Origin of the sequence: Paraburkholderia atlantica (genome assembly GCF_009362785.1) — a bacterium.
In the GTDB taxonomy this organism is placed as follows: Bacteria; Pseudomonadota; Gammaproteobacteria; order Burkholderiales; family Burkholderiaceae; genus Paraburkholderia; species Paraburkholderia atlantica.
This window is the reverse complement of record NZ_WHNQ01000017.1, coordinates 132,471-156,884: the sequence shown is the minus strand read 5'-3', so window position 1 is coordinate 156,884 and position 24,414 is coordinate 132,471. Positions and strand designations below refer to the sequence as shown.

The 24,414-nt window shown below is 62.1% G+C and carries 23 protein-coding genes and 1 pseudogene; 15 read left to right on the top strand and 9 right to left on the bottom strand.

Annotated elements, in window-relative coordinates:
- Window positions 1–17 precede the first annotated feature (17 nt).
- From GCT19_RS23615 to GCT19_RS23595, 5 genes are all read left to right on the top strand, one after another.
- Window positions 18–1,133, top strand: a complete 1,116-nt coding sequence (locus GCT19_RS23615) for a glycosyltransferase family 4 protein (protein WP_026229031.1) — start codon at window positions 18–20, stop codon at window positions 1,131–1,133.
- A 6-nt stretch (window positions 1,134–1,139) separates the two neighbouring features.
- Entirely contained in the window at window positions 1,140–2,609 is a 1,470-nt protein-coding gene (locus GCT19_RS23610; RefSeq protein WP_152853250.1) for a hypothetical protein, read from the top strand.
- Window positions 2,610–2,678: 69 nt separating this feature from the next.
- Window positions 2,679–3,689 carry a glycosyltransferase family 2 protein gene (locus GCT19_RS23605; RefSeq protein ID WP_018437227.1) on the top strand — a complete coding sequence of 337 codons (1,011 nt, stop codon included), beginning with the start codon at window positions 2,679–2,681 and terminating at the stop codon, window positions 3,687–3,689.
- A 16-nt stretch (window positions 3,690–3,705) separates the two neighbouring features.
- Complete coding sequence (locus GCT19_RS23600) at window positions 3,706–5,022, top strand: lipopolysaccharide biosynthesis protein (protein ID WP_193727441.1); 1,317 nt, start codon at window positions 3,706–3,708, stop codon at window positions 5,020–5,022.
- Window positions 5,023–5,073: 51 nt separating this feature from the next.
- Window positions 5,074–6,264 carry a glycosyltransferase family 4 protein gene (locus GCT19_RS23595; RefSeq protein WP_013091162.1) on the top strand — a complete coding sequence of 397 codons (1,191 nt, stop codon included), beginning with the start codon at window positions 5,074–5,076 and terminating at the stop codon, window positions 6,262–6,264.
- Here GCT19_RS23595 and GCT19_RS23590 read toward each other — a convergent pair.
- Window positions 6,240–7,547 (bottom strand): O-antigen ligase family protein, encoded by a 1,308-nt coding sequence (locus tag GCT19_RS23590; protein ID WP_018437224.1) that lies wholly within the window; start codon window positions 7,545–7,547, stop codon window positions 6,240–6,242. The two genes, GCT19_RS23595 and GCT19_RS23590, sit on opposite strands and share 25 nt — an antisense overlap.
- A 565-nt stretch (window positions 7,548–8,112) precedes the next feature.
- Here GCT19_RS23590 and GCT19_RS23585 point away from each other — a divergent pair.
- From GCT19_RS23585 to GCT19_RS23570, 4 genes are read left to right on the top strand one after another with little or no spacing between them, the layout of a single operon-like run.
- A complete protein-coding gene (locus GCT19_RS23585) occupies window positions 8,113–9,633 on the top strand; it encodes a mannose-1-phosphate guanylyltransferase/mannose-6-phosphate isomerase (protein WP_152853247.1) in 1,521 nt (506 codons plus the stop codon).
- Window positions 9,634–9,674: 41 nt separating this feature from the next.
- Window positions 9,675–11,057 (top strand): undecaprenyl-phosphate glucose phosphotransferase, encoded by a 1,383-nt coding sequence (locus GCT19_RS23580; RefSeq protein ID WP_018437222.1) that lies wholly within the window; start codon window positions 9,675–9,677, stop codon window positions 11,055–11,057.
- 2 nt (window positions 11,058–11,059) lie between these two features.
- A complete protein-coding gene (locus tag GCT19_RS23575) occupies window positions 11,060–12,145 on the top strand; it encodes a sugar-transfer associated ATP-grasp domain-containing protein (RefSeq protein WP_152853246.1) in 1,086 nt (361 codons plus the stop codon).
- Between the two features lie 35 nt (window positions 12,146–12,180).
- Window positions 12,181–12,516, top strand: coding sequence for a hypothetical protein (locus tag GCT19_RS23570; protein ID WP_184249888.1), 336 nt, complete (start codon window positions 12,181–12,183; stop codon window positions 12,514–12,516).
- Between the two features lie 22 nt (window positions 12,517–12,538).
- On the opposite strand, the gene GCT19_RS23565 is transcribed toward GCT19_RS23570, so the two are convergent.
- The 4 genes and pseudogenes from GCT19_RS23565 to GCT19_RS23550 all read right to left on the bottom strand — a co-directional run bounded on the left by GCT19_RS23565 (window position 12,539) and on the right by GCT19_RS23550 (window position 14,122).
- A complete protein-coding gene (locus GCT19_RS23565; RefSeq protein WP_152853244.1) occupies window positions 12,539–12,952 on the bottom strand; it encodes a hypothetical protein in 414 nt (137 codons plus the stop codon).
- 19 nt (window positions 12,953–12,971) lie between these two features.
- Window positions 12,972–13,147, bottom strand: a pseudogene (locus GCT19_RS23560) (RraA family protein); the annotation flags it as partial.
- 24 nt (window positions 13,148–13,171) lie between these two features.
- The gene (locus tag GCT19_RS23555; RefSeq protein WP_152853243.1) at window positions 13,172–13,504 is read right to left on the bottom strand and encodes a hypothetical protein; all 333 of its coding nucleotides are present in this window, start codon (window positions 13,502–13,504) and stop codon (window positions 13,172–13,174) included.
- Window positions 13,505–13,669: 165 nt separating this feature from the next.
- Complete coding sequence (locus tag GCT19_RS23550; RefSeq protein ID WP_018437217.1) at window positions 13,670–14,122, bottom strand: Lrp/AsnC family transcriptional regulator; 453 nt, start codon at window positions 14,120–14,122, stop codon at window positions 13,670–13,672.
- A 91-nt stretch (window positions 14,123–14,213) separates the two neighbouring features.
- Here GCT19_RS23550 and GCT19_RS23545 point away from each other — a divergent pair, with 91 nt between their 5' ends.
- The gene (locus tag GCT19_RS23545; RefSeq protein WP_018437216.1) at window positions 14,214–14,861 is read left to right on the top strand and encodes a LysE family translocator; all 648 of its coding nucleotides are present in this window, start codon (window positions 14,214–14,216) and stop codon (window positions 14,859–14,861) included.
- A gap of 120 nt (window positions 14,862–14,981) precedes the next feature.
- Here GCT19_RS23545 and GCT19_RS23540 read toward each other — a convergent pair whose 3' ends face one another.
- The 3 genes from GCT19_RS23540 to GCT19_RS23530 all read right to left on the bottom strand — a co-directional run bounded on the left by GCT19_RS23540 (window position 14,982) and on the right by GCT19_RS23530 (window position 19,187).
- Window positions 14,982–16,340 (bottom strand): MFS transporter, encoded by a 1,359-nt coding sequence (locus tag GCT19_RS23540; protein WP_013091170.1) that lies wholly within the window; start codon window positions 16,338–16,340, stop codon window positions 14,982–14,984.
- 372 nt (window positions 16,341–16,712) lie between these two features.
- The gene (locus tag GCT19_RS23535; protein ID WP_152853242.1) at window positions 16,713–17,699 is read right to left on the bottom strand and encodes a M14 family metallopeptidase; all 987 of its coding nucleotides are present in this window, start codon (window positions 17,697–17,699) and stop codon (window positions 16,713–16,715) included.
- A gap of 405 nt (window positions 17,700–18,104) precedes the next feature.
- The gene (locus GCT19_RS23530; RefSeq protein ID WP_152853241.1) at window positions 18,105–19,187 is read right to left on the bottom strand and encodes a tartrate dehydrogenase; all 1,083 of its coding nucleotides are present in this window, start codon (window positions 19,185–19,187) and stop codon (window positions 18,105–18,107) included.
- Window positions 19,188–19,910: 723 nt separating this feature from the next.
- Here GCT19_RS23530 and GCT19_RS43485 point away from each other — a divergent pair.
- The 5 genes from GCT19_RS43485 to GCT19_RS43480 all read left to right on the top strand — a co-directional run bounded on the left by GCT19_RS43485 (window position 19,911) and on the right by GCT19_RS43480 (window position 22,253).
- Window positions 19,911–20,204 carry a hypothetical protein gene (locus tag GCT19_RS43485; protein WP_227749317.1) on the top strand — a complete coding sequence of 98 codons (294 nt, stop codon included), beginning with the start codon at window positions 19,911–19,913 and terminating at the stop codon, window positions 20,202–20,204.
- Window positions 20,201–20,680 carry a hypothetical protein gene (locus GCT19_RS23520; RefSeq protein WP_152853240.1) on the top strand — a complete coding sequence of 160 codons (480 nt, stop codon included), beginning with the start codon at window positions 20,201–20,203 and terminating at the stop codon, window positions 20,678–20,680. The genes GCT19_RS43485 and GCT19_RS23520 overlap by 4 nt, the downstream gene beginning before the upstream one ends.
- A gap of 231 nt (window positions 20,681–20,911) precedes the next feature.
- Window positions 20,912–21,187, top strand: a complete 276-nt coding sequence (locus GCT19_RS23515; protein WP_152853259.1) for a hypothetical protein — start codon at window positions 20,912–20,914, stop codon at window positions 21,185–21,187.
- A 78-nt stretch (window positions 21,188–21,265) separates the two neighbouring features.
- Entirely contained in the window at window positions 21,266–21,715 is a 450-nt protein-coding gene (locus GCT19_RS23510; protein ID WP_321576857.1) for a glycoside hydrolase family protein, read from the top strand.
- 112 nt (window positions 21,716–21,827) lie between these two features.
- Window positions 21,828–22,253, top strand: a complete 426-nt coding sequence (locus GCT19_RS43480; protein WP_227749316.1) for a hypothetical protein — start codon at window positions 21,828–21,830, stop codon at window positions 22,251–22,253.
- A 33-nt stretch (window positions 22,254–22,286) separates the two neighbouring features.
- On the opposite strand, the gene prpR is transcribed toward GCT19_RS43480, so the two are convergent.
- A complete protein-coding gene (prpR, locus tag GCT19_RS23500; protein ID WP_152853239.1) occupies window positions 22,287–24,245 on the bottom strand; it encodes a propionate catabolism operon regulatory protein PrpR in 1,959 nt (652 codons plus the stop codon).
- Window positions 24,246–24,414 lie beyond the last annotated feature (169 nt).

Below are 24,414 nucleotides of genomic sequence, written 5' to 3'. Positions count from 1 at the left end.
GTAAAACGGAGAACCAGATGGCCTTTGCAATCAATGGAAAGTTTACTTCGCAGACCATCACAGGGGTTCAACGCGTGGCGTATGAGCTGACGAGGGCCATGCAGATGCGCGCCGCGCCCGGTGATGAACCGGAATTGTTCCTGCCACAAAACGCGCTCGAGCCCGGGGCGCTGCTCAAACCGCAACGGCGCTTTCCGTGGCTGCGTGGCACGTTGTGGGAGCAGATTACGCTGCCAATCGCGGCACGCGGCATCACGCTGCTGAGTCTGTGCAATACGAATCCGCTGTTCAAGCACAGTCAGGTCGTGATGGTGCACGACATGGCCGTCTTCGACGTGCCGCAAGGCTTTTCGAGGAAATTCCGGCTCTGGTATCGCATCGTTTTCACCCTATTGCCCCGCACGCATCCTATCGTTCTGACGGTGTCGACGTATTCGAAAATGCGTATCTGCCATCACCTGAAAATCGACGAATCGCGTGTAAAAGTGGTGGCGCCCGGCGCGGATCATCTCGACCGGATCGTAGCCGACCCGTCGGTGCTGCAACGGCTCGAATTGAACAAGGACGCCTATTGCGTGATCGTCGGCAGTCTCGACCCGCGCAAGAATCTGCGCGGCGCGCTCGATGCAATCGCGCGGCTCGGGCATCTGCGCGACGTGAAATTCGTCATCGTCGGAAAACAGTATCCGCGCATCTTCAGCAGTGCGGGCGTCGAGCATCCGCTGCATTCCCGGCAGGTGGTGTGGGCCGGATTCGTGTCCGACGAGGAGTTGAAGGGGCTATACGAGAACGCTGGATGCCTCGTGTTTCCGTCGTTGTACGAAGGCTTCGGCCTGCCGCCTCTTGAAGCGATGTATTGCGGCTGTCCGGTGATTGCGTCGGCGCGTACGTCGATACCGGAAGCGTGCGGGGATGCCGCGATGTACTGCGACGCGACTTCCGCGGACGACATTGCCGCAAAGATCGCGCAGATGATGAGCGACGCCGATCTTCGCCAGCAATACCGCAGAGCTGGGCTGCTGCATGCACGCGAATTTCGCTGGGAGCGCGCGGCGCAACAGGTGCTCGAAATCCTCGATGTAAAGACCGGCGAGCGGCTGCCAGAACTGGCACCGCGCGCGTCAGCGAGCTAGCGATGGATGGGCACGAACATGGATCGCATGAAGACCCGTGCTGGCAGACGACGCGCATTGCGCACACTGGCCGCGTTGGCGGCGGGTGCGGCCGCGCCGTTGTCGGATATCAGGCCCGCTTTCGCGTTGGTACCGGACCCAGCGGCCGCGAACGCGCGCGCCCGCATGATGACGGATCTGATCGGCGCCAACGGCTGGGCCGGATCGGCCGCCGACATCGAGATGTGGCGAGCGATGGGCATCAGCTGGGGTCGTGACTCGGTCGGCCCTGGTCAACCTGAGCGGCGCGGCGAGGCGATGCGCATCGACAAAACCAGCTCGGCGTTCGATGTCGATCTGCCGTCCAGGCTGCTGAGAAACGAACGCAATGGAATCGGTTCGCTGCTAACGCTCGGCTATACGCCGAGATGGAATGCGAGCGTGCCGGGCGAAAGCAATTCGGCACCCGTCGACGTGGATGCATGGAAGCAGTACGTCGACGCGGTGGTCCGCAAGTATTCCGCGCCGCCTTATAACCTGCGCTATTTCCAGATCTGGAACGAGGCGGCTGGAAGATTGTCCGGCGGCTTGCAGCAGTCGGTGTTCTGGCGCGGCCCGGGGTTCAGCAAGGACGAAAAACGCTCGAAACCGTATGAACGCGCGATGCAGGATTACGTCGAGCGGGTTCATATTCCTGCGGCCCGCATCATTCGCAGTCATCGCGCGTATGTGGTGTATGGCGGCTGGCCCGACCAGGGGGGGCTCGATAACTTCTACCGCTGGCTCGAATATCGCAGTCCGGCATTGAAAGAGCGCATGCTCGATTGGGTTGACTACATCGACACGCACTATTTGCCGGTAGCCGATATGGAATCGCTGTACCAGAAGTACGTGAAGAACGGTCCCGCGCGCGGCATCTGGCAAACGGAGATCGGCAATGAGTACATGAAAGACCCGCACTATTTGCCGCGCTATTTCTTCGACTTCGCGGTGTGGGCGCTCGGCAGGAATTGGGACGATCCGAACAAGTACCTGTCGATGATCTATCACTGGGAAGGCTATGAACCGTATCGTCTCACGCACCCCGGTCCGCCTGAACGAACCTACAACGTTTCCGGTCGAAGCTTGGTCGTGTTGCAAGAAACCGTGGGTGGACATCTGGCCAGTTTTTCAAAGCCGCTGCAAGGCGGTCCGGGTGTTGCTGCAAATGCCTTGCTTTCCGGCAACGACCTCGTGATGCAGGTGAGCAGCAGCGCGGGCTGGCAGAACATTTCCATCGGCGGGCTGCAGGCGCTGCGCTCGCACGCGGTAAAGGCCGATTTCATCGATGCGCTGAGCGGCGAGGCGAGCGCACCGGGCAATGTTGCATTGAGTTGGGAAAACGATTCGATGAACGTGCGATTCAAGGTACCCGACAAGGTGAACGGTGCTGGTAACAATCCGCCCAAACATCTGGCTTATCTCGTGGTACGTAGTGCGGCGCCGGCGGTGGCATAGCGAGATTTCGCGAGCTTGACGGTCGCCGGGAGCCGGCGGACCGAACCTGACGGATAGCGTTGACACATCATGAAACAGGTCACCATTGCGATTTGCAATTACAACTACGAGCACTATCTTGCAGCGGCGATCGACTCGGCGCTCGCGCAGGACTATCCGGCGACTACGGTCATGGTCGTCGACGATGGCTCGACCGACGGGTCGCGCGGGATCATCGAAAGCTATGGCGAGCGCGTAGTGGCGCTGTGCAAGAAAAATGGCGGACAGGTGTCCGCCTACAACCATGCAATTGCGTCGCTCAGCACCGAGTTTGTGATCTTTCTCGATTCCGATGACGTGCTGTACCCATCCGCGGTCACCGAAGTCATGCGCTTTTTCGAGCACGGCGAGTGGGCCAAGGTGCAGTTCCGGCTCGACGTGATGGACAGCGAAGGTGCATTGACGGGTGCCTACGTGCCGAATAGCGAGCCGCCCCCCGACTGCGGCAGTCTGCTGCGCGGCGGTTGGCTCTATCCGTCGCCGCCCGCGTCTGGCAATGCCTACCGGGTGAGTGCGCTCAAGCAGATCTTCCCGGTCCCCGAAGAGGGCGTGAATCGCTATGGCGCGGACTTTTACGCGATCTACGGCGTCGCGCTGGCTGGACCGATAGCGACCGTGTCGAAGTCGCTAGGCGGCTACCGGGTGCATAACGCGGGCAGCGAAACGGTGTCGTTCGCGAACTCCGAACAACTGACGAAAGCGCCGCGCGCGTTCAACATGCGCTGGGCCATTTTGCGAAATATTGCAAAAGACCGGCTCGACATAGAATTACCGGCCACATTTCTCGACTTCTCACACGAGAAAGCGACATTCTGCTCTTCCGTTTATCGCGCGACGTTCTTCAGGCGTTGGCGTTGGATGATCCGGGATTCACGCAACTATCTGCACATCATCATTGCAAACCCGTTCTGGAGCCTGAAGAAGAAGCTCGGCACGCTCGTACTGTCGAGCCTGTGTCTCGTGCCTTACTCGCCGCTGTCGGATTTCGCGGTGCGTTATATCGCGAACCCGCTTGCGCGCCGTCGCGTCGCAGGACGCTGAGGCGAAGGAGGACGGCATGGATAGACGAACGAGCACCAACTTAATCGTATTTGTGTACGTCGGCTATTTCATGAGGTACGTGTACCTCATGATCGTCGTGCCGTTTTATGGCCGGGTGCTTGGCGTGGCCGAATACGGCCGGGTACTCGCGTCGATGTCGCTGATGAACGTAATCTGGATGCTCGTCGGCTTCGGCTTCACCTTTGTCGGCATGCGTGAGGTGGCGAAAGCGCAGTCGACTCAGGAATGCAATGCGATCTACTCGCTGCATGTCAGCGCGCGGCTAGTACTCGCCGTGATCGGCGCGGGCATCGGCATCATTGCGACGTTCTGTTCTCCATTATTGGCGGAGCAGCCTCTGATCGGCATGCTCGCCACCTTGCTAGGCATCGTGTCGGCGTGCAATCTCGGCTGGCTGTTTCAGGGGCGGCAACAGATTCGCACGCCGGTCATGATCGAAGTGTTCGGCTTCGCGCTGAGTCTCGTGCTGGTGCTGACGCTCGTCAAAGGACCGAACGACGCCGTATGGGTGTTGGCGAGCCTGCTGATTGCAGGTGTGGTCTCGTTGGTCATTGCCTATGGTTTGACGACGTGGCAACTCGGTTGGCCGCGTCTGGCGTTTTCCGGCGTCCTGCCGCTCGTGCGCAGGTCGACGATGCTGTTCTGCTATTCGTCGGGCTCCGTCGTGCTGACGGCATCGTCCACGTATCTGCTGACCTTGTTCGCGACGCCGGCGGAGGTCGGCTATTTCGGCGCGGCCGAGCGTTTCGCGACGATTGGTCTGAGCCTGATGGCCCCCGCGGCGCAGGTCTTTATTCCGACGATAACCCGGCAGCTCGCGCAGGGCGACAAGGCGGGCGCGCATGTAACGACGCGACGCGGCGCCGTGTTGCTGTTCGGCTATGGCGTGCTCGTGCTGTGCGGCGCGTTGGCGCTTTCGCCTTTCGTGTTGCCGCTGATTCTCGGCGCCGCGTTCGAGCCGAGTGTGCACGTATTGCAGGTATTTGCATGGATGTTCCCGTTCGCGGCCTTCAATGAGTTCGTCGCGATGTATGTGTTCGTACCGCGCAGGAAAGACCGGGTACTCGCGATTGCGGGCGTCGCCTCGGCGCTGGTCAATCTCGCGTCGGCGCTGGTTCTCGCGCCGCGTTTCGGCGCGATTGGCATGGCCTCTGCTCGGGTGATCGGCGAAGCGGCGCTGTCGGTGACGCTGCTCGGCGTGCTGATTCGCCTCGAGCTGGTCGGGGTGTTGCCCGGCGCCGAGCGGGCGCTCGCGCGGGTGCGGGTGGTGTGCGGGCTTCGTACGCAGGCAGGCGGCGCAAAGGACGATTGAGGTGGCGCGTGGGTGTGCGGGAGTTTGGGTGGATTGTCACAGGAGGTCGAAGTGAAAGTCGCTATTGTTCACGATTGGCTGGTAGTGTCCGGCGGCGCCGAGAAAGTATTGAAGAACATCATCGAGTGCTTCCCGGATGCGGACGTCTTTTCGATTGTCGATTTTCTCGAAGACCGCGAGTGCGTGAAGGGGAAGTCCGTCAATACGTCCTTCATCCAGAAGATGCCATTTGCGCGAAGACGATACCGCGCCTATCTACCGTTGATGCCGATTGCGATCGAGCAGGTGGATCTGTCCGGCTACGATCTCGTCATTTCGAGCTCGCACGCGGTCGCCAAAGGCGTGTTGACCGGGCCGAACCAGGTGCATATCAGCTACATTCATTCGCCGATCCGCTATGCGTGGGATCTGCAACATCAGTACCTGCGCGAATCCCATCTCGACCGGGGACTGCGCTCCGCGTTGGCGCGCGTGCTGCTTCACTACATTCGCGGCTGGGATTCCCGCTCCGCGAATGGCGTCGATCATCTCGTTGCCAATTCTCAGTTCATTGCGCGGCGGATCAGAAAGGCCTATCAGCGCGAAGCGACCGTGATCTATCCACCGGTCGATCTGGCGAATATGTCCATTGGTACGGAGAAAGAGGATTTCTACGTGACGGCGTCGCGGATGGTGCCTTATAAGCGTATTGATCTGATCGTTCAGGCTTTTTCACAAACGCCTGAGCGCAAGCTGGTCGTAATCGGCGACGGTCCCGAGATGAAGAAGATCAAGGCGGTGGCCGGCGACAACGTGAAGATCCTTGGGCATCAGCCGTCCGACGTGCTGGTCGATCACCTGCGGCGCGCGCGTGCGTTCGTGTTCGCGGCGGAAGAAGATTTCGGCATTTCCGTGGTCGAAGCGCAGGCATGCGGCACGCCGGTGATCGCCTTCGGCCGCGGCGGCGCGCTTGAATCGGTGGTGGGATTGCCGCTCGAGCGGCCCACCGGGGTATTCTTCGGCGAGCAAAGCACCGCGTCCCTGCTCGAAGCGGTTATCCGTTTCGAGAGCAACGCCGCCTTATTCGATGCACGCGCGTGCCGCAAGAATGCCGAGCGCTTTTCGTCGGAGAACTTCAAGAAGGCGCTGATGGGCTTCGTCGATGCGCGGCTCCCTTATGCGTGCGTCGAACAGTTTCTTCCCTATGCGCCGAGCCAGTCGCTGCCGGCCGAAGAACGTCATCTTGCCGACGTTGCGCCCTGAGTCGGGCGCCGGGGCACGGGCGATGTAGCTCGCGCGCCCACGATGCCCGCGTTGCGCGCTCCGCGCGGGCCGGGCCTGAATGCGGTGGCCGCCAGCGGACGCGCGGCTAGCAGCAGCGAGATCACCAGAGAAAGAATCAATACATTCGACGGCGTGACCAGCCGATGCTCGGTTGCCGACATCACCAGCAGGCATACCGACGAAATCTCGACGAAGCGGAACGCCGCGAACTGGCGGCCCCCCTCGACCAACGCGGCATATGCCGCTCCCTGTTTGCTCCACTCGACCAGTTTCCAGAAGAACGCGAGGATCAGCGTCAAGCCCACGACGCCGAGCTCGGCGAGGATATTCAGGTACGAGTTGTGGGCGTGCGAGTCGCTGTGTTCGATCACGATGTCGGACGGCACCGCGAACAGATGGAAGTACGAGGAGAGGCTGCCGATATGGTCGTCGAAGGAGCCGAAGCCGAGACCGACCAGCGGGCTTTGCACGAAATACGCGAGCGCTCGCGGCCATAGCCACTCGTAGCGGATGTTGAGGTTGTTGACCTTGGCGTCGTTGGCATGAATCGCGAACGTATAGCCCATGTAGTCGACGTTCGGCTGCGTATGGTAGATCGCGATGGCGGCGGAGGCGAGCAGCAGCACGGCGATCAGCGTGCCGAGAATCCAGCGCTTGCGGCCAAAGTACAGATAGGGCAGAACCGCCGCCGCGCCGAGCAGCGAACCGCGGCTATAGGTCGAAAACAGCATCAGCGCATTGCAGACGAGCAGCGCGATCAGCAGCTTGCTGCGCTTCTGCAGGTAACAGGCCACGCCGAGACAGAACAGCATCGCCAGGAAGCCGCCGGCCGCGTTACGGGCAATGAAGTAGCTGCCGAAGCTGTCGTTAGGGTGAATGAAGATGCTGAACAGCCCGTTCTCTGCGATGAAGTACGCGTACATCGGCAGATTGACGACGACTGCGAAGATGAACAGCGTACGCAGTACCTTGTTCAGATCCCAGCGATGCGCATACACGCAGCCGGCAAAAATCGGCAGATAGGAGATGAAAAAATTGCCGTCGCGCCGATAGAAGTCGAATTCGAGGAACGACTGCGGATCATAGAGCAGCGTCGAGATGATCGCGAGCACCGTGAAAGCGGTAAGCGGCGTGATGAACGCGGGATAAGTGCGGCCGTAAAAGCGCCATGCCAGCAATAGCAACGGGACGAAGCCGATCGCACTGATGGGCACGAAGTTCGTGACCGTCATGAAAAGTGCGAGTAGCGAAATATAGGCCATTGCAACTCCAGAAAAACGGATGGCGCGCCGGTTGGGGTGTGCCCATGCGCTGGATGATGGCGAGATTGGGAACAGCGGAAAACTCACAGTGTGGCCGCGTGGGATCACGCCGCTGTTTATCTTTGACAGGAATGCCACGGGACGTTCATTGAACGGTAGCACGTGTCGCTGCTTATTTCCATCGTGCGCCCTGCAATAGAAGTGCAAGCTCGTTCGCAAGCTTGCGAAATCCAGTCCGCGAGCGCCGCCAAAACTTCCGCGCTTCGCGCCAGTTGCCCTGTGTCGCAAGGCGCTCTCACTATGATGAATTCATCGGGGCGCGACGTCGACCAGATCCGATGTACGTCGTCGCCACATTCGTTCTTTCGTTTTCAATCGTTTTCCGGTCGTCGTTGTCGAGCAGACCGCTGCGATTCGGCCAGTCACTGGTTTGGTCCGTTTGACGCGGACGCCCTGTCGATAAATCACATCAGACGGTATTTGCGTGGATCGCGGCACACCGCGTTGAGCGGTGTCGTCCAGGAAGACGCGTTCCCGAGCCGGTTTCAATGCGAAGGAGTTTGCGATGGGTAAGGTTACCGCGGCAGCAGCCGCAACGGATGTCGAAACGATACGACAGGATTCTGGCGAGGCGGAGTTCCCGACGCTCGTGCAGGTGATTCTCGCCGGTGGTTCAGGCACCCGGTTGTGGCCGGTGTCGCGCGAACAGTTTCCCAAGCAACTGATCGACGTGATCGGCAAGCAGACTTTGCTGCAAGCGACCATGGGACGCATGGCGGGTTTCGATGCCGCATGGAACGTCGCGGCCGATCCGGTGATCGTCTGCGGCACCGAGCATTATTTCGCCACTTACGAACAGGCGCGCGAAATCGGCGTGAACGCGCGGATCGTGGTCGAGCCCGCGCGCCGCGACACGGCGCCGGCACTGACGCTTGCCGCGCTGACGGCATGCGCGGAAGACGAAGACGCGATCCTCGTCGCGATGCCAGCCGACCACGCGATCGCGAATCTGGAGGCGCTGCATCGCTCGCTCGACATCGCCGCAACCCATGCGCGCAACGGCGCGATCGTCACGCTAGGCGTGCCCCCCGAACGGCCCGACACGGGCTTCGGTTATATCCGGCTCGGTGATGCATTGCCAGACGGCGGGCGTCGCATCGAACGCTTCGTTGAGAAGCCCGCGGCGGAACTCGCGGCACAGTACGTCGCGTCGGGCAATTACTGGTGGAATAGCGGCATCTTCGTCGTGCGGGCGTCGGTTTGGCTCGCAATCATCGAGCAGTTTCAGCCGGACATGCACGCGGCCTGCGTTCAGGCGTATCGCGACGCGAAGAAGACTGAAGAATGCATCATGCCGGACGCCGACGGGTTTCTCGGTTCGCCGTCCGACTCGATCGACTATGCGGTGATGGAGCAGCTCGGCAAACCGGAGTCGGCGTTTTCCGGCGTGGTGGTGCCGCTCGAAGCGGGCTGGTCCGATCTCGGCTCGTGGGATGCCGTGTGGCAGGCGATGGAGAAGGACGACTGCGGTAACGCGGCCAACGGCCGCGTGCTGTTCGAAGGGGCCACCGCGACCTACGCACGCTCGCAGGGAGGGAGGCTTCTCGCTTGCGTCGGCACCAACAACATGATCGTGATCGAAACCGACGACGCGGTGCTCGTCGCGGACCGCTCCCATGTGCAGGACATCAAGGGACTCGTGTCGCGGATCAGGGCCGAGAAGTCGCCGGAAGCCGACGCGCACAGAAAAGTCCGCCGCCCGTGGGGCTTTTATGACTCGATCGATCATGGCGAGCGCTTTCAGGTGAAGCGCATCGTCGTGATGCCGGGCGGCCGTCTGTCGTTGCAGATGCATCATCATCGCGCCGAGCATTGGGTGGTGGTGTGCGGCACCGCGCTCGTCACGCGTGGAGAAGAGCAGTTTCTGCTCGGCGAAAACGAATCGACCTATATCCCGCTGGGTGTCCGCCATCGGCTCGAAAATCCGGGCCGCGTACCGCTGCAGATCATCGAAGTACAGTCCGGCACTTATCTCGGCGAAGACGACATCGTGCGTTTCGACGACAAGTACGGGCGTTGTGGCTGATGCGACGAAGTCGACCTGATACGTCCTATGAGGGGGCTGTGATGCGATTGCTGACTGGTCTACTGGCGAGAGCGTTCGACGTCGCGATGATCGTGGCTGGGGCCTTCGCGGCCTCCCAGATACGCTTCGACGGCGGCTCGCAACGGAGCTTGTATTTCGCGTTCGTTGCTTTTGCCGCGGCGTTTGCACTTGCGGTCTTTCCGGCGCTCGGCGTGTACCAGTCCTGGCGCGGCCGCTCGAAAAGAGTGCTCGCGAGCCAGGTGGCGCTCGGCTGGCTCGTCGTGCAGGCGTGCGCGATGGCGCTGATGTTCTCGCTGCACCGGATCGACTTCGTGTCGCGCCTGTGGTTCGTGTACTGGACCGGCATTTCGGGCGCCGCGATGATGTCCGGCCGGCTGGTCACGCATGCGCTGCTCGGCCGCATGCGCCATGCGGGGATGAACTTGCAGCAGGTCGCGGTGGCGGCGTGCGGCGATCATTGCGACGAGATCATTCGCAAGATCGAGATGTCGCCCGCGGCCGGCTTTCGCGCGAATGCGTTGTATAACCTGCACCCCGACTGCTGCGTTTCTCCGCACCCGTCGGTGCAGGTGTTCGAACAACAGGCGGCGTTCGCTCGCTACGTGCGCGAGCACCAGATCGGCGAAGTGTGGCTGGCTCTGCCGCTCACCGAGGAGCGTGCGATTCTCAAGCTGGTGGCGGAGTTTCGCAACGACCTGATCAATGTGCGCTTCATGCCCGACGTGCGCTCGCTTGCGCTATTCGAAGGCAGCATGACCGAGTTGCTCGGCTTGCCGACGATCAATCTCGCCGCGTCGCCGCTGCCGCCCAAGGCGTTGGTGCAGAAAGACCTGTTCGACCGTCTGTTCGCGCTCGTCGCGTTGATCGCGATCTCGCCGATCCTGCTGGGCTGCGCGATTGCCGTCAAACTGAGCTCGCGCGGGCCGGTGTTCTTCAAGCAGCGCCGCAAAGGCGCCGACGGCCGCGTATTTACGATCTACAAGTTCCGCACGATGCGCTTGCACGAGCAGAAGCCGGGCATTCTCGAACAGGCGACGCGCGACGATCCACGCATTACGAGCGTCGGTGCGTTCCTGCGCCGCACGAGTCTCGACGAACTACCGCAGTTCTTCAACGTGCTGCGCGGCGATATGTCGGTGGTGGGGCCGCGTCCGCATGCGCTCGAACACGACGATCTCTATCAGAACATCGTGTCGGGCTATATCCATCGATATCGGATCAAACCCGGCATTACCGGCTGGGCGCAGATCAACGGGTATCGCGGCGAGACCGATCGCCTCGAAAAGATGGAAGGCCGGGTCGCACACGATCTGTACTACCTGCGAAACTGGTCGTTCTGGCTTGACATGAAGATCATTCTTGCCACGATTTTCAAGGGGCTTCATCATCCAAACGCGTACTAAGCATGATGCTATCCGGAGTTGAAAACGTTGTGAGACGATCAGCAAAGCGGGTCTCGCTTTACCGCTTTCACCATGATCATGGCTTGCAGGCGAGAAGAATATTGGAGCGACTCGAAAGCAAATACGGCAAGGCCGATCCGAACAACCTGCGGCTCGCGGACGCCTATGCGCGGGACGTGTTCGGCGACCCGGTCTACGCGCCCTGGCTGCGCGTTTATACCGCGTTTTGCGGTACGTTCAAGGAAGGCTGGATTCCGGACAACTACTACGGCATCGTCGTGGTGCCGCATATGAAAGGCTGGTACGGCAAGATTTCGAGCCTTAAGCCGATTTCGCGGCTGATCTTCGACGGCGACGAATTGCCGGACCTGGCGTACTTTGCCAACGGGCTGTTCTTTACGGACAAAAGCGTCGTGGTACCCGAGCGCGACCTGAAGGACGTCGTGTTCGAGCATACCGAGCGCGTGGCATTCAAGCTCGACGGTTCCGGACAGGGTAATGGTGTCTACTTCTTCGACCGTGCGAACTTCGACCCAGCGGTCATAAGGTCGCTCGGCAATGGCGTGATTCAGACATTCATCGACCAGCACAGTCTGTTCACTGCGTTCGCTTCCAAACCGGTGGCGACATTGCGCTTCACGACCGTGGTGGACGACGCCGGCCGCATTTCTGTTCGGGCCTGCTATTTGCGGCTCGGCCGAGCCGAAGATACGCATGTGCTGGCGGATCGCGAAATATGCGTGTCGGTCAATCTCGAAACGGGCGAACTGTGCGACCAGGGGTATATGAGCGACTGGGGCGCGGTAGAAGCGCATCCGGACTCGGGCGTGCACTTTGCGGGCGTGAAGATTCCCTGTTTCGACAAATGCAAGGCGACCGTGCTGCGCCTGCACAGGAAGATTCCATTTGCGCGCTGCATCGGCTGGGACCTCACGATCGACGCGAACGACCAGGTCAAGTTGATGGAGTGGAACGGCAAGCACAACGACGTCAAATTCAGCGAGGCGACGCAAGGCCCGTGCTTCGCGGATCTGAACTGGGAACGTCTCAGGGCCGAACCTGACTTTGGACGGCTGCCACCGGTCTGATCAGGCAGGACAATAAACGCAGCGGGAGACGCGACGTGAGCGAACAGTTATGGTGCGTCCACATCGAAGGGCTGAACGACTTCATTGCCTTCGATTCGGAGGAATCGGCGCGGCACGAGGCGTCGGCGATTAATGCGTATATCGATCGCGCCGACAGAAGCTCGCGTGCCGCGCGTTTGCGCGCGGTGGTAGTCGAATGGCCGTTCAGCGCCGACGGTCACGCCCGAGCGCTCGATACCGACTGGCGCGATCTGCAGCGTATGCCGCATCGACAGCAGGCCGGAGCGCGCTCCGACAGCGTGCTGTCGAATCTCGCGCGGCGCGTCAAGGAAGTGCTGGGCGTCGCGCGCGCGGACAGGGACGATGCATGAACCGTGGCGATGGCAAACCGCGTTATGCGGGCAGCGGCACGTCCTCGATCAGATCCGCGTTCAACGCGCGAATCCGGCGGTCGACAAAGTAACCGCCGCCTTCGACGTAGCGCAAGTACAGTCGCGCGCACATCGAGCATTGCCATACGCCGCAGCGGTTGTACGGGAAATAGCGCGGCGCGATCGGCGCATCGGCCGACCAGTAGCTCGTTTTATTGGGCAGATATTCGCTGAAGGTCGGCTCGGGATCGTCTTCCGGTATCAGCGTGCCGATCTCCTCGAACAAGGTTTCGTCGAGTGAAAGCGGTTGCGATTGCCAGCCGTCGAGGGGAGTGCGCGTGCAATCGCAAGGCGCGTCGGCGGGTTGTTGTTCCAGGCGCCGCTGCGCCGCGCGCGCGAGGTCGAGAAGGGTTGCAGTGTTCAGGTAGTGCGCCATGTAGCTGATAGCAAAGGGTTCATGAGCCGGTCATCATCCGGCCGCGCTGCAGGTTGACCCAGCCGCGTTCGAACGTGCCGTTGGCAATCGACGCAAGCGCAGCCGCTTCCTTGGGCTGCTGACGCCGCGCGCATACACCGGGAAATCGTCCTGCCGCAGCGTGCCGACGTCGCGAATCGCGCCATCGATCACGAGCACGTCGCGGGCGGCTCGCCGGCATTACTGTGCCGGCGCTGCCTGCCCCTTGTGCTGGTTCACGCACTCCGACGTGACCGCCATGCTCGCCTGATCGGGCGTCATGGGAGGGGCGTCGGGACGGTAGATCTTTTCGATGATCGCATTGACGGCCGCGCGGTCGGACGGGTCCTTGTAGTAGTGGGCGGCCTGATCGAGCGCCTGAGCTTTGGTCTTCTTGTGGGCGCGCCACGACGCGACCTGGCCGGCGATATCGCCGAGCGCGAAACATTGATTGCTGACGGTCTGCGCGACGGCCTGAGTGGCCGGCTGTGCGATGCACAGCGCGACGAGCGCGGATACGACTACGCGTTTCATTACCGGAATCCTGAGATGAGACGGCGGCGGAGCGGAAGCGGCGGTGGTCGCCGCGCCGGGCTGCGCGCGGGTAAATAGCTGCGTAGTGTATCGGGAAGTGTGCCGGGGTGCATTTTGCCGCGGTGAATCACAATGCCGCAGGCGAATCGGCGCGACCCTGATGCGTCACAGCGGCAGCGGCCGATCCTCGAAGATACTTTTCATGACGAGCGTCGACGACAGTCGCAGCACGCAGGGCAGCGTCAACAGATAGCGGTCGTAAAGCATCTGGAACGCCTTCAGATCGCGCGTGACGACGTGCAGCATGTAATCGGGATCGCCGAACAGACGCTCGGCGCGGGTGATCTCCGGAATGTCCGACAGCGCGCGTTCGAAAGACTCGATGTTTTGGCTACTGCCTTCCCGTAACGTCGCGAACACGATTGCCGAGAAGTTCAAACCGATCGTTGCCGGATCGATGATGGCGCGATAGCCGCTGATGACCCGGGCCTTTTCCAATGCCCGCAGGCGCCGCTGGCACGGGGATAGGCTCAGGCCAATGCGTTCGCTGAGCTCAGTAACGGTAAGTCGGCCGTCTTGCTGCAATTCAGCAAGAATCTTGCGATCAATTTCATCCATACGAAAAATTCTAGCGCAGGCTGCTTCGTAGCGGCAAGAAAGAGGGAGCACCTTCGACAGCCAAAACCGTAACATTCCCTCCGTCGAAATCATGCTCGTCGGGGAGAAGAAGGCTGTGGAAGTGAGCTTGTTGACGGCCTTTTGGCTCGTGTCCTTTTCGTTGGTCCTGGTACCCGGCGCGGACTGGGCGTACGCGATCTCGGCTGGCTTGCGCGAGCGGGCGATTGCACCCGCCATCGCGGGCATGCTGTCCGGCTATCTGGCGATCACCGTGGTGGTGGCGGCGGGGGTCGGCGCGCTAGTCGCCAGGGCGCCAGCGGTGCTGGCCGTGTTGACGTTCGTCGGGGCGGGCTATCTGCTGTGGGTCGGCGGCAATATCCTTGCTCGCCCCGCGGTGCCGACGGTAGCCGCCGAGCGCGCACCTGAAGCGGCGTTGGACTGGTCCATCCGCGGCTTCGCGGTGAGCGGCCTCAATCCGAAAGCGCTGCTGCTGTTTCTCGCGTTGCTGCCGCAATTCACGCGTGCCACCGACGCGTGGTCGATTCCGGTGCAGATCGGCGCGTTGGGCTTGCTGCACATGGCCAATTGCGCGGTGGTTTATTCGGTCGTCGGACTCGGCTCGAAGGTGGTTTTGCGCACGCGTCCGAGTGTCGCGCGCAGGGTTAGCCAGGTCTCGGGCGCGGCGATGGTTCTGATTGCCGTGCTGCTGTGTGTCGAGCAACTTCTCGCGTTCAAATAAGCGCGAAATTCCCCGCGTTCAGCCAAATAAAAAGCCGCCCTGCGACTCGCAGGGCGGCTTCTGGCTCACCAGTCGATCGAACCGTTACCGGTCCGCTAGCGGGCACATTTCATGGCACGCTCAATGGCCGAACGATTGCGTCTTCGACGCACCCGCTTCCGACGCTTGCGGGCGTGCCGCCTGCTTGATCAGCAGCGCGACACACGACAGCAGACCCGCCGCCGCGATCGTCGTGAAGATGCCGCCGAACGAGAAGTGGCGGCGCGTCAGCTCGGCCACGAGGAACGAGCCCGCGATGCCGCCGAAGCGGCCGACGCCGAGCATCCACGCGACGCCCGTGCCGCGGCCCGCGGTCGGGTAGAACGCGGCGGCCAGCGCCGGCATCGACGATTGCGCGGTATTCATCAGCACGCCGGCGATGAACACGATCAGCACGAGCGCGCCGACGTTGCCGGCCGCCTGACCGATGAAGTACACGCTAATGGCGGTCAGCGCATAGCAGGCCGCGATGACGCGGTTCGCATTGAAGCGGTCCATCAGCACGCCGGCCAGCACCGCGCCGACGCCGCCGAGCGGGAACAGCGCGGAGATCAGCGTCGCGCGTTGCGGCGTGAGGCCGGCGTCCTTCAGCAGGATCGGCATCCAGTTGATCGACGCGTAGAAGATCACGAGGCCCATGAAGTACGCGAGCCACAGCATCACCGAGCCGACGATGTACGAACGCGACAGCACGACGCCGAGACCCTTGCCGCCGGTTTGCGGCGCGGTTTCGGTCATCGTGAAGCCGACGGCCTGCACCGCGTCGCCGGAAATGCGCGCGAGCGCCGCGCGAATCCGGTCGGCCGGCTTGTTGTTCGCGACCATGTAGCGGACCGACTCCGGCATCTTGGCGAGCAACAGCACCAGCAGCAGCAGCGGCGTGACGCCGCCGAGGATCAGCACGCTGCGCCAGCCCAGATGCGGAATCATCCACGCGGCGAGGAAACCGCCGAACGCGGCGCCGAGCGGGAAGCCGCAGAACATCAGGTTGATCACGGTGGCGCGACGCCTGTCCGGGCAGTACTCGCCCATCATCGTGACCGCGTTCGGCATCGCGGCGCCGAGGCCGACGCCGGTGATGAAGCGCAGCACGGTCAGCTGGTCGATGCTGGTCGAGAATGCCGACGCGAGGCAGGCAAGGCCGAACAGCAGCACCGAGCCGATCAGCATCGAGCGACGCCCGAGGCGGTCGGACAGCGGGCCCGAGCCGAGCGCGCCGCACGCGAGGCCGAACAGCGCGGCGCTCAGCACCGGCGCGAGCGCGGGCTTCTCGATGCCCCATTCGGTGACCAGCGAAGGCGCGATGAAGCCGATCGCAGCAGTGTCAAAACCGTCCAGCAGGACGATGATGAAGCACATGAAAAAGATCAGCCACTGGAACGGCGAAAACGGATGCTCGTTAATGAAGGTTTGAACGTTCACAGCGGGGCTGCGGTTCATGATGGTCTCCTGACAGCGAAAGGCCCGACACGACGAGCGATTCTTCTCAAACTGTACGCCGTCTGGCAACGGCGCACGCTGCCTGCAGCAGGCCAAATTGGCCATGCATCGGCAATGAATCATACCCGGACGGATCGGTTTGACGGAATCGCGCCGGGCGAGGAAATTTGTTCGTATACAGAACGGTGATTCTCTACGCGAACGCGCGCCACTGTAAGGAATGAAATCAATCCGGTCAACGGGGGAATACCCGAGTTTCACGTGTGCCGATGCGTGGAAAGCGGCGCGCGGCAAACGGGCCGTAGAAGGCGACAGGCGCGCCAAGATCAACGCGCCGAAACGGGCGGCAAACGGCTTCGAGACAAGCGCCCGTCAGCCCGTTACCCCGGGACGGGCCACCGTCCGCTCGATTCGTCCCAGCCGCACGACGGTCACACCGGGGCGCAACTGCCGCAGCGAGGGCATCACGAGCATGCAGTTGTCGTAGGGTGTGCGCACCTCTTCGCCATTCGACCAGCCGATCACCGCGCCCGCCTTGGCGAAAACCTCGAGTCCGGTGTACGCGGCGGCGAAGCTGAAGTCCATGCTGGTCGCGACGACCGGCTGTGTCACGCGCACGATGTTCTGCTCGGGCGGCAACGGCGCGAGCCACCCCGGCGGCAGATCCGTTTCGTCGACCACGCCAGCCAGCAGCAGGAAGCGCGCGGTCGTATCGCGCGCGACCGCTACCGCACTGCGCTCCCAATGCTGGCCGCATTCGATCAGCAGCGCGTTCTTCGGGCTCGTGGCATCTCCGAACCCTTCGTAGTCGCGCATGCGGCGGCCTTCGGGATGCCCTTCGTCGCAGATCACCGTGGCGGGCGTACCGAGCCGCACCGCGAAGTCGATGCCTTTTTCCAGCGGTCCCGCGACGATCAGCGGCTTGCACCGCTCGTGCATCGAATGCAGGTCGAGCAGCGCGTCGACCGTGTCGATCACCGGGCGCATTGCACGCGCGCGCTTCAATTCGCTCGACGTGCGCGACGTGTCGTCGAGCACCGCCGCCGTCCACACGCGGTTGAAGTCCTGATCGACGAAGCGCGCGGCGTCCGGATTCTTGGGATCGAAGCGCCGGTACGCGGCGACGTTCGCGAACGACAGTGTGAGCTGCCCGCGTCGCGGCCGCAGCGCGCGACGCAGCAGCTCATCGACGACAATCGCGCCGCACACTTCATTGCCGTGCGTGAGCGCGTTGATCATCACGTGCGGTCCGGGCACGCCCGAATCGAACGTGTGGACGTATGCAATGCCCGACGACGATTGCTCGTGCTGCGCGATATCGGGGAATTCGACTTCGATCGGATAGGCTTCTCGGCTCATAGCGGCGTCCCAGGTGAATCGTGAACAGATATCAATGACGTGCGGATACGATGTGCATCTTCAGCCTGCGCGCTCGCGCATCGCCCAATACCGGTTGGCGAGGCTGGTTTCAGTGTTGCATCTCACGCACGCGCCCTACCTCGCGCAACTGTGCGGCAGTCCCGTCTACGTGATCGTGGGCCTATTTCTTCGTTCGCAAGGAAGGGCCTTTGTCGAAAGATTTCTTCGCCAATAACGAATGCGATGTTGCCCTCGTGACGCGAGAGGGCGAATGGTCACTCTACGAGCGGCGCAATTGTCGATAACGGCGCATCTGCGCGTTGCGCCGTCTTTGCTTCATTGTGAATGATCGCTAGCTGGGCATTCGCTGAGCGCTCTGATCTTCTGCCCGGCGCGTTCTTTATATCACGCGAGTTTCGCCGCAATCGCCTTGCCGACTTCGCTCGTGCTTGCCTTGCCACCGAGGTCGCCGGTGTGCGGGCCCTCGATCGACGTCGCCTCGATCGCTTTCAGGATCGCGTCGTGCGCGTCGCGTTCCTTGCCGCTCGAATGACCGAGGAAGTCGAGCATCATCGCGGCCGACCAGATCATCGCGATCGGATTCGCGATGTGCTTGCCGGCGATGTCGGGTGCCGAGCCGTGCACCGGCTCGAACAGCGACGGAAACTTGCGGTCCGGATTCAGGTTGCCCGACGGCGCGAGGCCGATCGTACCCGTGCACGCGGGGCCGAGATCGGACAGGATGTCGCCGAACAGATTGGTCGCGACGACCACGTCGAAACGGTCCGGGTTCAGCACGAAGCGAGCGCACAGGATGTCGATGTGCTGCTTGTCCCACGTGACGTCCGGATACTGCGCGGCGATGCCGGCCGCGCATTTGTCCCACCACGGCATGCTGATCGCGATGCCGTTGCTCTTCGTCGCGACGGTGATTTTCTTGCGCGCGCGGCGCTGCGCGAGATCGAACGCGAACTTCAGCACGCGCTCGCTGCCGTGCCGCGTGAACACCGACTCCTGCAGCACGAACTCGCGCTCGGTGCCTTCGAACATTACGCCGCCCACCGACGAATACTCGCCCTCGGTGTTCTCGCGCACGATCCAGAAATCGATGTCGCCGGCCTTGCGTCCCGCGAGCGGCGACGGTACGCCTGCAAATAGGCGCGCCGGACGCAGATTCACGTACTGGTCGAACTCGCGGCGAAACTTCAGCAGCGACCCCCACAGCGAGATGTGATCGGGCACGGTGTCGGGCCAGCCGACCGCGCCGAACAGGATCGCATCGGCCGATTGAAGTTGCGCTTTCCAGTCGTCCGGCATCATCTTGCCGTGCTTCGCGTAGTAGTCGCAGCTCGCCCACTCGATATGCTGATACTCGAGTTCGATACCGAAGCGTTGCGTCGCGACCTCGAGTACGCGCAGCGCTTCGGGCATCACCTCGACGCCGATGCCGTCGCCGGGAATGACGGCAATCCGGTATTTGTTCGACATGCTGGGCTCCTCCTTGGGAATTTGGTTTGGGGATTCGGTGACGGTTATTTTATTCGTGGTGCGTTTGTTCGTGGGGTTTGGTGGTTCGGCGCAGTGGGGATGCATGCGCAGAATGATCCGATGGGACTTAAGAAATTGCGCGACGAGGATGGCGCGGCGTGCGCTACCTGCAGGGCTGAACGAGGGGTTTTTTGGGATGGTGTCTTGTTGCACAATCGGGCCTCCTTCATTGGCTGTGAGGCACGATGACTTCGCTTTCCCTGGGTTCGTACCATGAGGTCCGTGAAAGGCGGCACGGACGTTTCTTCTCGATCAGCCTTTACAGATCGTTCAACCTTCACATCAGGTCTCCCTGGCTGTTTGACGTGGACCAGTGGTTCCATTTTGCATTGCCGGCGAGCGTACCCCGCGAAGCACACGAGGACATTGTGCAGGGCATGGAGGAAGCGCGAGCAGCGTGGCTGCGATATAGCCCATCCATGCTGCTGTCGCGCCAGTCATACGAGTTACGCGATATGCTCGGCCGGAGTGACAACCGCTTCCATATGTACAGGATGAGAGACCATGAGGTTGCCAAAGCCCTGTACAACGAGGTTAAGGACGGTACTCTGATCTTCGTCCCTGAACGGGACGAGATGCGCAATTGCGTGCAGGCGATACGGGAGCAGCGGGAGATGGCTTCGCGGCCAGCCCCAGCCCGCCCGCAACCGGCTAGCACGGAAAATGGCAAGCTTGCTGTATGGCAAGAACCCGCGCGCGCCGCAGAATCTCAGCAATGCCCAGCCGTTCGACTATCAGCCCGACATGCCGGATGGCGACGCTATGCAGCTCGCCGGCGCCGATGGTCGGCCCGGTAACAATCAGGCACAGAACAAGCAATTTAAGGCGGTAGTTAAGGCACTTGGACTGAACAAGGATCAGGCACGCCGCCTTCATTACGATATCCAGGAAGATGATCTTGAATATCACGGCATGATGGAGCGCGCCCTAGACTTGTTTGGAGACAAATCGGAATGATCGATACAAAAGAGCAGGTCGCACGTCACCTTTCCATTTTGATCGGGCTTGACGTTAGCGGAGTGGCGCACGCGACTGACATGCTTACGTTACAGTTCGGGCCGCTTCGGGAGGTAAGAACAAGCAGAGGCACCATCAAGCGTCTGGGCGATTGGGCGCTACATATTCAGTGTGACTGGCGCATCGAGCAAGAAAGCGCGATCGTTGCGTCTTACTCGGACTTTGCAGCAGAAGAGAGTACGAGAAGAACAACACAACGAATCCGCGATCTACTTGTGAATCAAGGTCCAATAGCTGTTTTGGATATCGAGGCGGGCGAGGGCGGTGATGCCGTCATTTTACTGGCGAGAGGTATGCGTCTAGTAATTCTTGCGGATGCGATACCCGACGATGAAGACTGGCGCCTATTCCCGTCGAATCCCGATGCGAAGCACTTTGTGATCGAAGGCGGCAAGGTCGATCCCTCGTCCTTGTAGTGACTCGGCGGCGAGCGGCAGCAGATCGTTCGGCGGCTCGCGCGTCGGTGGTAGCGCGATGCCAAGGATAGTCGTAGCCCGTACTGACTCAGCGAAGGCGGAACCCCTACGGTCGCTCGAGGACGGTGCACGTAGAACTTCGTGAGCGAAATTCACAATGGGCGGTACACGCGGCATCTCGCTTTGCAAAACGCAGGCATTTCAGAACTATCAACAGTGCAGAGGATATTGATGGCTACTCATCCGCCGTATTCCGTGGTTTTAACCTATACAGAGGACCGTAAACGGCTCACAGTGCAAACCGTTGACCCCGCCAAGCTTGCTCCTCTGCTGGCCGGGAAAATCGAAATGCCGATCCTTCTCGATGAGTACGATTTCATACTCGACGACGAATTCGCGCGCAGGCTCGGCGTCGCAATACTCAACGTGATTGCGCTCGGTCAGCCGGACATCAAGCAGTACATGTCGGTTACGCAAGAGCCGATCGACAAGCCTTCACAGACGTAGCCTGCCGCCCACGCACTCACGCGCTGTGCGAGGGAAAGCGGTGGTAGATTCTCCTTCCCTTCGCGGGCGGCGAACACAATGTCCACCGCGCTCGCTTGGGCATTTTTTCAGGGAGATGACATGGCAGCAGATATGCCGCGCGCAAACGACGCAATGAAGATGAGCCCTGAAGGTTACGCTGCACTGAGGGTCAACGAGGGCGTGGTCATGCGCTATTACAACGATGCGCCCATCAACGGAAACTGCACATGGGGCGTGGGAACACTGGCGCACTTCGGACCCTGCACACCTGCAGAGTTGCAGCGCGCGGTCCTACCTGAGCAGGTGAACGCTATCTTGACGGCGCGCGTTCACGACGCCGAGCGGCTCGTTAGGGCCACGGTCACAGACCACGCACTGACTCAAGCGCAGTTCGACGCGGCAGTCTCTTTCGCATACAACTCGACGAATCGGAATACACGAGAGGCGTTGGACCCTGCAATCGGGGCGATATGGAAGCGGTCGCGCAGCATATGTCTCTCAATGTAATGGTAACCCCACGCGATCGGCGGGGGCGCCCGATTGGCTCGCCGCGCAGGAGCCAGGGACTTGCGAATCGACGGGTGCGGGAATCGGCGCCCTTCAGGAAGCAGCGGCCGTGATGCTCAAGCCACTGTACTTGGCGTTAGCAATTTGCCTGACTGCCACCACCTGCTTCGCGGCCGGCCCCACGACCACCCCGTCATCATTCAACGGAAAATGGACCGTTACCGATGTGGTCGGATACAGCGACGTTTCCGGTGGCATACCCGAGGCAAAAAGACTGCTCGGCAAGGTGCTGAGCATATCGACCGATCAGATCGAATTCGCCGGCGAGCGCTGTCGTCCGCACGGCGGTTTCAGTGTCCGCTCCGTCGATACCGGGCCGAAGCTCAAGGACTATTACGGTATCAACCTCGACGATACGGGCTTGCCCCAGAAGACCCTACTGCTGGACAGCGACAATTGCGCGGCCGTATTCCGCATGGATGCGCATCGCGTCGTGTTCGGCTGGAACGGCGTGATCGTGCGGGCAGTGCAGCCGTAGCTCCGGCGCACCGTTGGCAACCACGCCCCACACCTACCGCCCCCCATTCAACTTACGCCACAACGTCGTCTTGCTGATCCCCAACGCGGCGCAAGCCGCATCGCGATCGCCTTCATGAGCCGCGAGCACCGCGCGGATTTCATCGGCCTCGACATGACGGCTGCGCTCGCGCAGCGTCAGCGCCGCCGGCTTCGCGCGCGCGATGGGCTCGACGATTTCCGGCGCGATCACGCGCAGCATGTCCCGCGTGACGAGCGCCGCGCTTGCATCCGTGTCCGCGTCGCTATCCGCGAGTTCAACCGCGATCCGCTCGATCACGTTCTGCAACTCGCGTACATTGCCGGGCCACGCATAGCGCCGCAACGGCGCCCCCAAACCCTCGAGCATGCGCGAGGCGGTCTGCGCGTCGGGCACGCGCGCCGCGAGCCTCGGCTCGCGCGCGGCCGCCTGGCGCAACAATTCGGCGGCGAGCGGCAGCAGGTCGTTCGGCCGCTCGCGCAGCGGCGGTAGCGCGATGCCGAGGATGTTGAGCCGGTAGTACAGATCAGCGCGGAAACTGCCGGCCGCGACGGCGTCGGTCAGCGCGCGATGCGTCGCCGCGACCACGCGGATATCGACGCGCATCGGCTCCGTCGACCCGAGTCGCACCACCTCGCGCTCCTGCAACACGCGCAATAGACGGCTCTGCAACGGCAACGGCATCTCGCCGATCTCGTCGAGAAACAGCGTGCCGCGATGCGCGACCTCGATCAGCCCCGCCTTGCCGCCCTTGCGCGCGCCGGTGAACGCGCCTTCCTCGTAGCCGAACAGCTCGCTTTCGAGCAGCGCCTCCGGAAACGCGCCGCAATTGATCGCGACGAACGCGAAGTCGCGCCGCGCGCTCAACTGATGCATGCTCTGCGCGACCATCTCCTTGCCGGTGCCGCTCTCGCCGAGAATCAGCACGGTCGCGTCCGACCTCGCATAACGCGCGACCAGCGTGCGCACCCGTTCGATCGATTCCGACGCGCCGACGATATCGTCGAGCCGGTAGCGCGCGGTGAACTGCTGCACGCGTTGACGCGCGCGCAGCGTGCGGTCGAGTCGCTCGACCGCGCGCGATTCCTGAAACGTCAGCACGGTGCCCGGCGCCGCGCCGCTGCTCGCGAGCGGCCCGCGATGCACGACGTAGCTAGCGCCGCGCACCGTGCAGAAGCTGTCGCCCTCCGCGTCGGGCAGACTGCCCGCGAGGTCCGGCGCGAGTTCGAGCAGCGCGCGGCCGACGGCCTTCGCGGCATCGATGCCGAGCACGCTCGCGAGCCGCTGGTTCATCAGTTCGACGCGGCCTTGCGCATCGAGGGCGACCACGCCGTCGCGCAGATGCTGTAGCAACGTGTCGAGCCGCTGACGCCGCACGGTTTCGCGGCGCGTCGCCTGCGCGACTTCGAGCGCGGTGTCGAAGCCGGCCCGCACCGACGCGCGCGAGTACAGAAACACCGCGTCCATGCCCGCGTTGGCGGCGAGATCGGTGACCATGCCCGGGCCGACCACGACGTCGATGCCCCGATCGCTGAGATCGAGCACGACACTCTCGGCGTCCTGCGCGGACTGATACGACGCGAACGTGACGTCGAGCGCGTACGCGGCGGTGAAACGGCGCACTTCGTCGGGCGTGTCACCGTGCGTGACGAGCGCAACGCGCGCGCCTTCGCGACGCGCTCGCGCGAGCGCATGCATCACGTCGTAGCCGGTCGGACTGATGCGCACGACCGGCACCGACACGCGCGTCTTCAGATACGCGCCATTCGAGCCGCCCGCTAGCACGACGTCGGGACGCGCGGCGCCCGCGCCTTCGATTTCGCGCACCGCGTCCTCGAACGCATGCGACACGATGCGGACATCCGCGCGATCCACGTATTCGCCGGCGATGTCGAAGAACAGATCGCGCAGGCGGCTGATGCTGAGCGCCCACACTCGCGGACGCTGCGGCGGTTCGTAAAGAGAAGTGCTCAAGGTGGGCGGCTCGCGACGGCGGGTTGGTTCGGAGGCTCCATTATGCGAGCATTCGTTCCCAATTTGAAATCCGCAGTTTCATTAATGAAATCGAGCGTGCGGCGGGTCCCCGTGATCGGTTCGGCAGACCAGCGCCAAATCAGGCACTTAGGCGGCGACATGCGGCCTG

Excerpts from the sequence above, each read along its gene's own strand:
- GCT19_RS23590 (WP_018437224.1), bottom strand. The coding sequence starts at position 7,547 with ATGGCCTATATTTCGCTACTCGCACTTTTCATGACGGTCACGAACTTC.
- GCT19_RS23535 (WP_152853242.1), bottom strand. The coding sequence starts at position 17,699 with ATGAGCCGAGAAGCCTATCCGATCGAAGTCGAATTCCCCGATATCGCG.
- GCT19_RS23550 (WP_018437217.1), bottom strand. The coding sequence starts at position 14,122 with ATGGATGAAATTGATCGCAAGATTCTTGCTGAATTGCAGCAAGACGGC.
- GCT19_RS23520 (WP_152853240.1), top strand. The coding sequence starts at position 20,201 with ATGATCGATACAAAAGAGCAGGTCGCACGTCACCTTTCCATTTTGATC.
- GCT19_RS23530 (WP_152853241.1), bottom strand. The coding sequence starts at position 19,187 with ATGTCGAACAAATACCGGATTGCCGTCATTCCCGGCGACGGCATCGGC.
- GCT19_RS23580 (WP_018437222.1), top strand. The coding sequence starts at position 9,675 with ATGCGATTGCTGACTGGTCTACTGGCGAGAGCGTTCGACGTCGCGATG.
- GCT19_RS23600 (WP_193727441.1), top strand. The coding sequence starts at position 3,706 with ATGGATAGACGAACGAGCACCAACTTAATCGTATTTGTGTACGTCGGC.
- GCT19_RS43480 (WP_227749316.1), top strand. The coding sequence starts at position 21,828 with ATGCTCAAGCCACTGTACTTGGCGTTAGCAATTTGCCTGACTGCCACC.
- GCT19_RS23610 (WP_152853250.1), top strand. The coding sequence starts at position 1,140 with ATGGGCACGAACATGGATCGCATGAAGACCCGTGCTGGCAGACGACGC.
- GCT19_RS23515 (WP_152853259.1), top strand. The coding sequence starts at position 20,912 with ATGGCTACTCATCCGCCGTATTCCGTGGTTTTAACCTATACAGAGGAC.
- GCT19_RS23510 (WP_321576857.1), top strand. The coding sequence starts at position 21,266 with ATGTCCACCGCGCTCGCTTGGGCATTTTTTCAGGGAGATGACATGGCA.
- GCT19_RS43485 (WP_227749317.1), top strand. The coding sequence starts at position 19,911 with ATGGCAAGCTTGCTGTATGGCAAGAACCCGCGCGCGCCGCAGAATCTC.
- GCT19_RS23585 (WP_152853247.1), top strand. The coding sequence starts at position 8,113 with ATGGGTAAGGTTACCGCGGCAGCAGCCGCAACGGATGTCGAAACGATA.
- GCT19_RS23545 (WP_018437216.1), top strand. The coding sequence starts at position 14,214 with ATGCTCGTCGGGGAGAAGAAGGCTGTGGAAGTGAGCTTGTTGACGGCC.
- GCT19_RS23605 (WP_018437227.1), top strand. The coding sequence starts at position 2,679 with ATGAAACAGGTCACCATTGCGATTTGCAATTACAACTACGAGCACTAT.
- GCT19_RS23565 (WP_152853244.1), bottom strand. The coding sequence starts at position 12,952 with ATGGCGCACTACCTGAACACTGCAACCCTTCTCGACCTCGCGCGCGCG.
- GCT19_RS23555 (WP_152853243.1), bottom strand. The coding sequence starts at position 13,504 with ATGAAACGCGTAGTCGTATCCGCGCTCGTCGCGCTGTGCATCGCACAG.
- GCT19_RS23575 (WP_152853246.1), top strand. The coding sequence starts at position 11,060 with ATGATGCTATCCGGAGTTGAAAACGTTGTGAGACGATCAGCAAAGCGG.
- GCT19_RS23540 (WP_013091170.1), bottom strand. The coding sequence starts at position 16,340 with ATGAACCGCAGCCCCGCTGTGAACGTTCAAACCTTCATTAACGAGCAT.
- GCT19_RS23615 (WP_026229031.1), top strand. The coding sequence starts at position 18 with ATGGCCTTTGCAATCAATGGAAAGTTTACTTCGCAGACCATCACAGGG.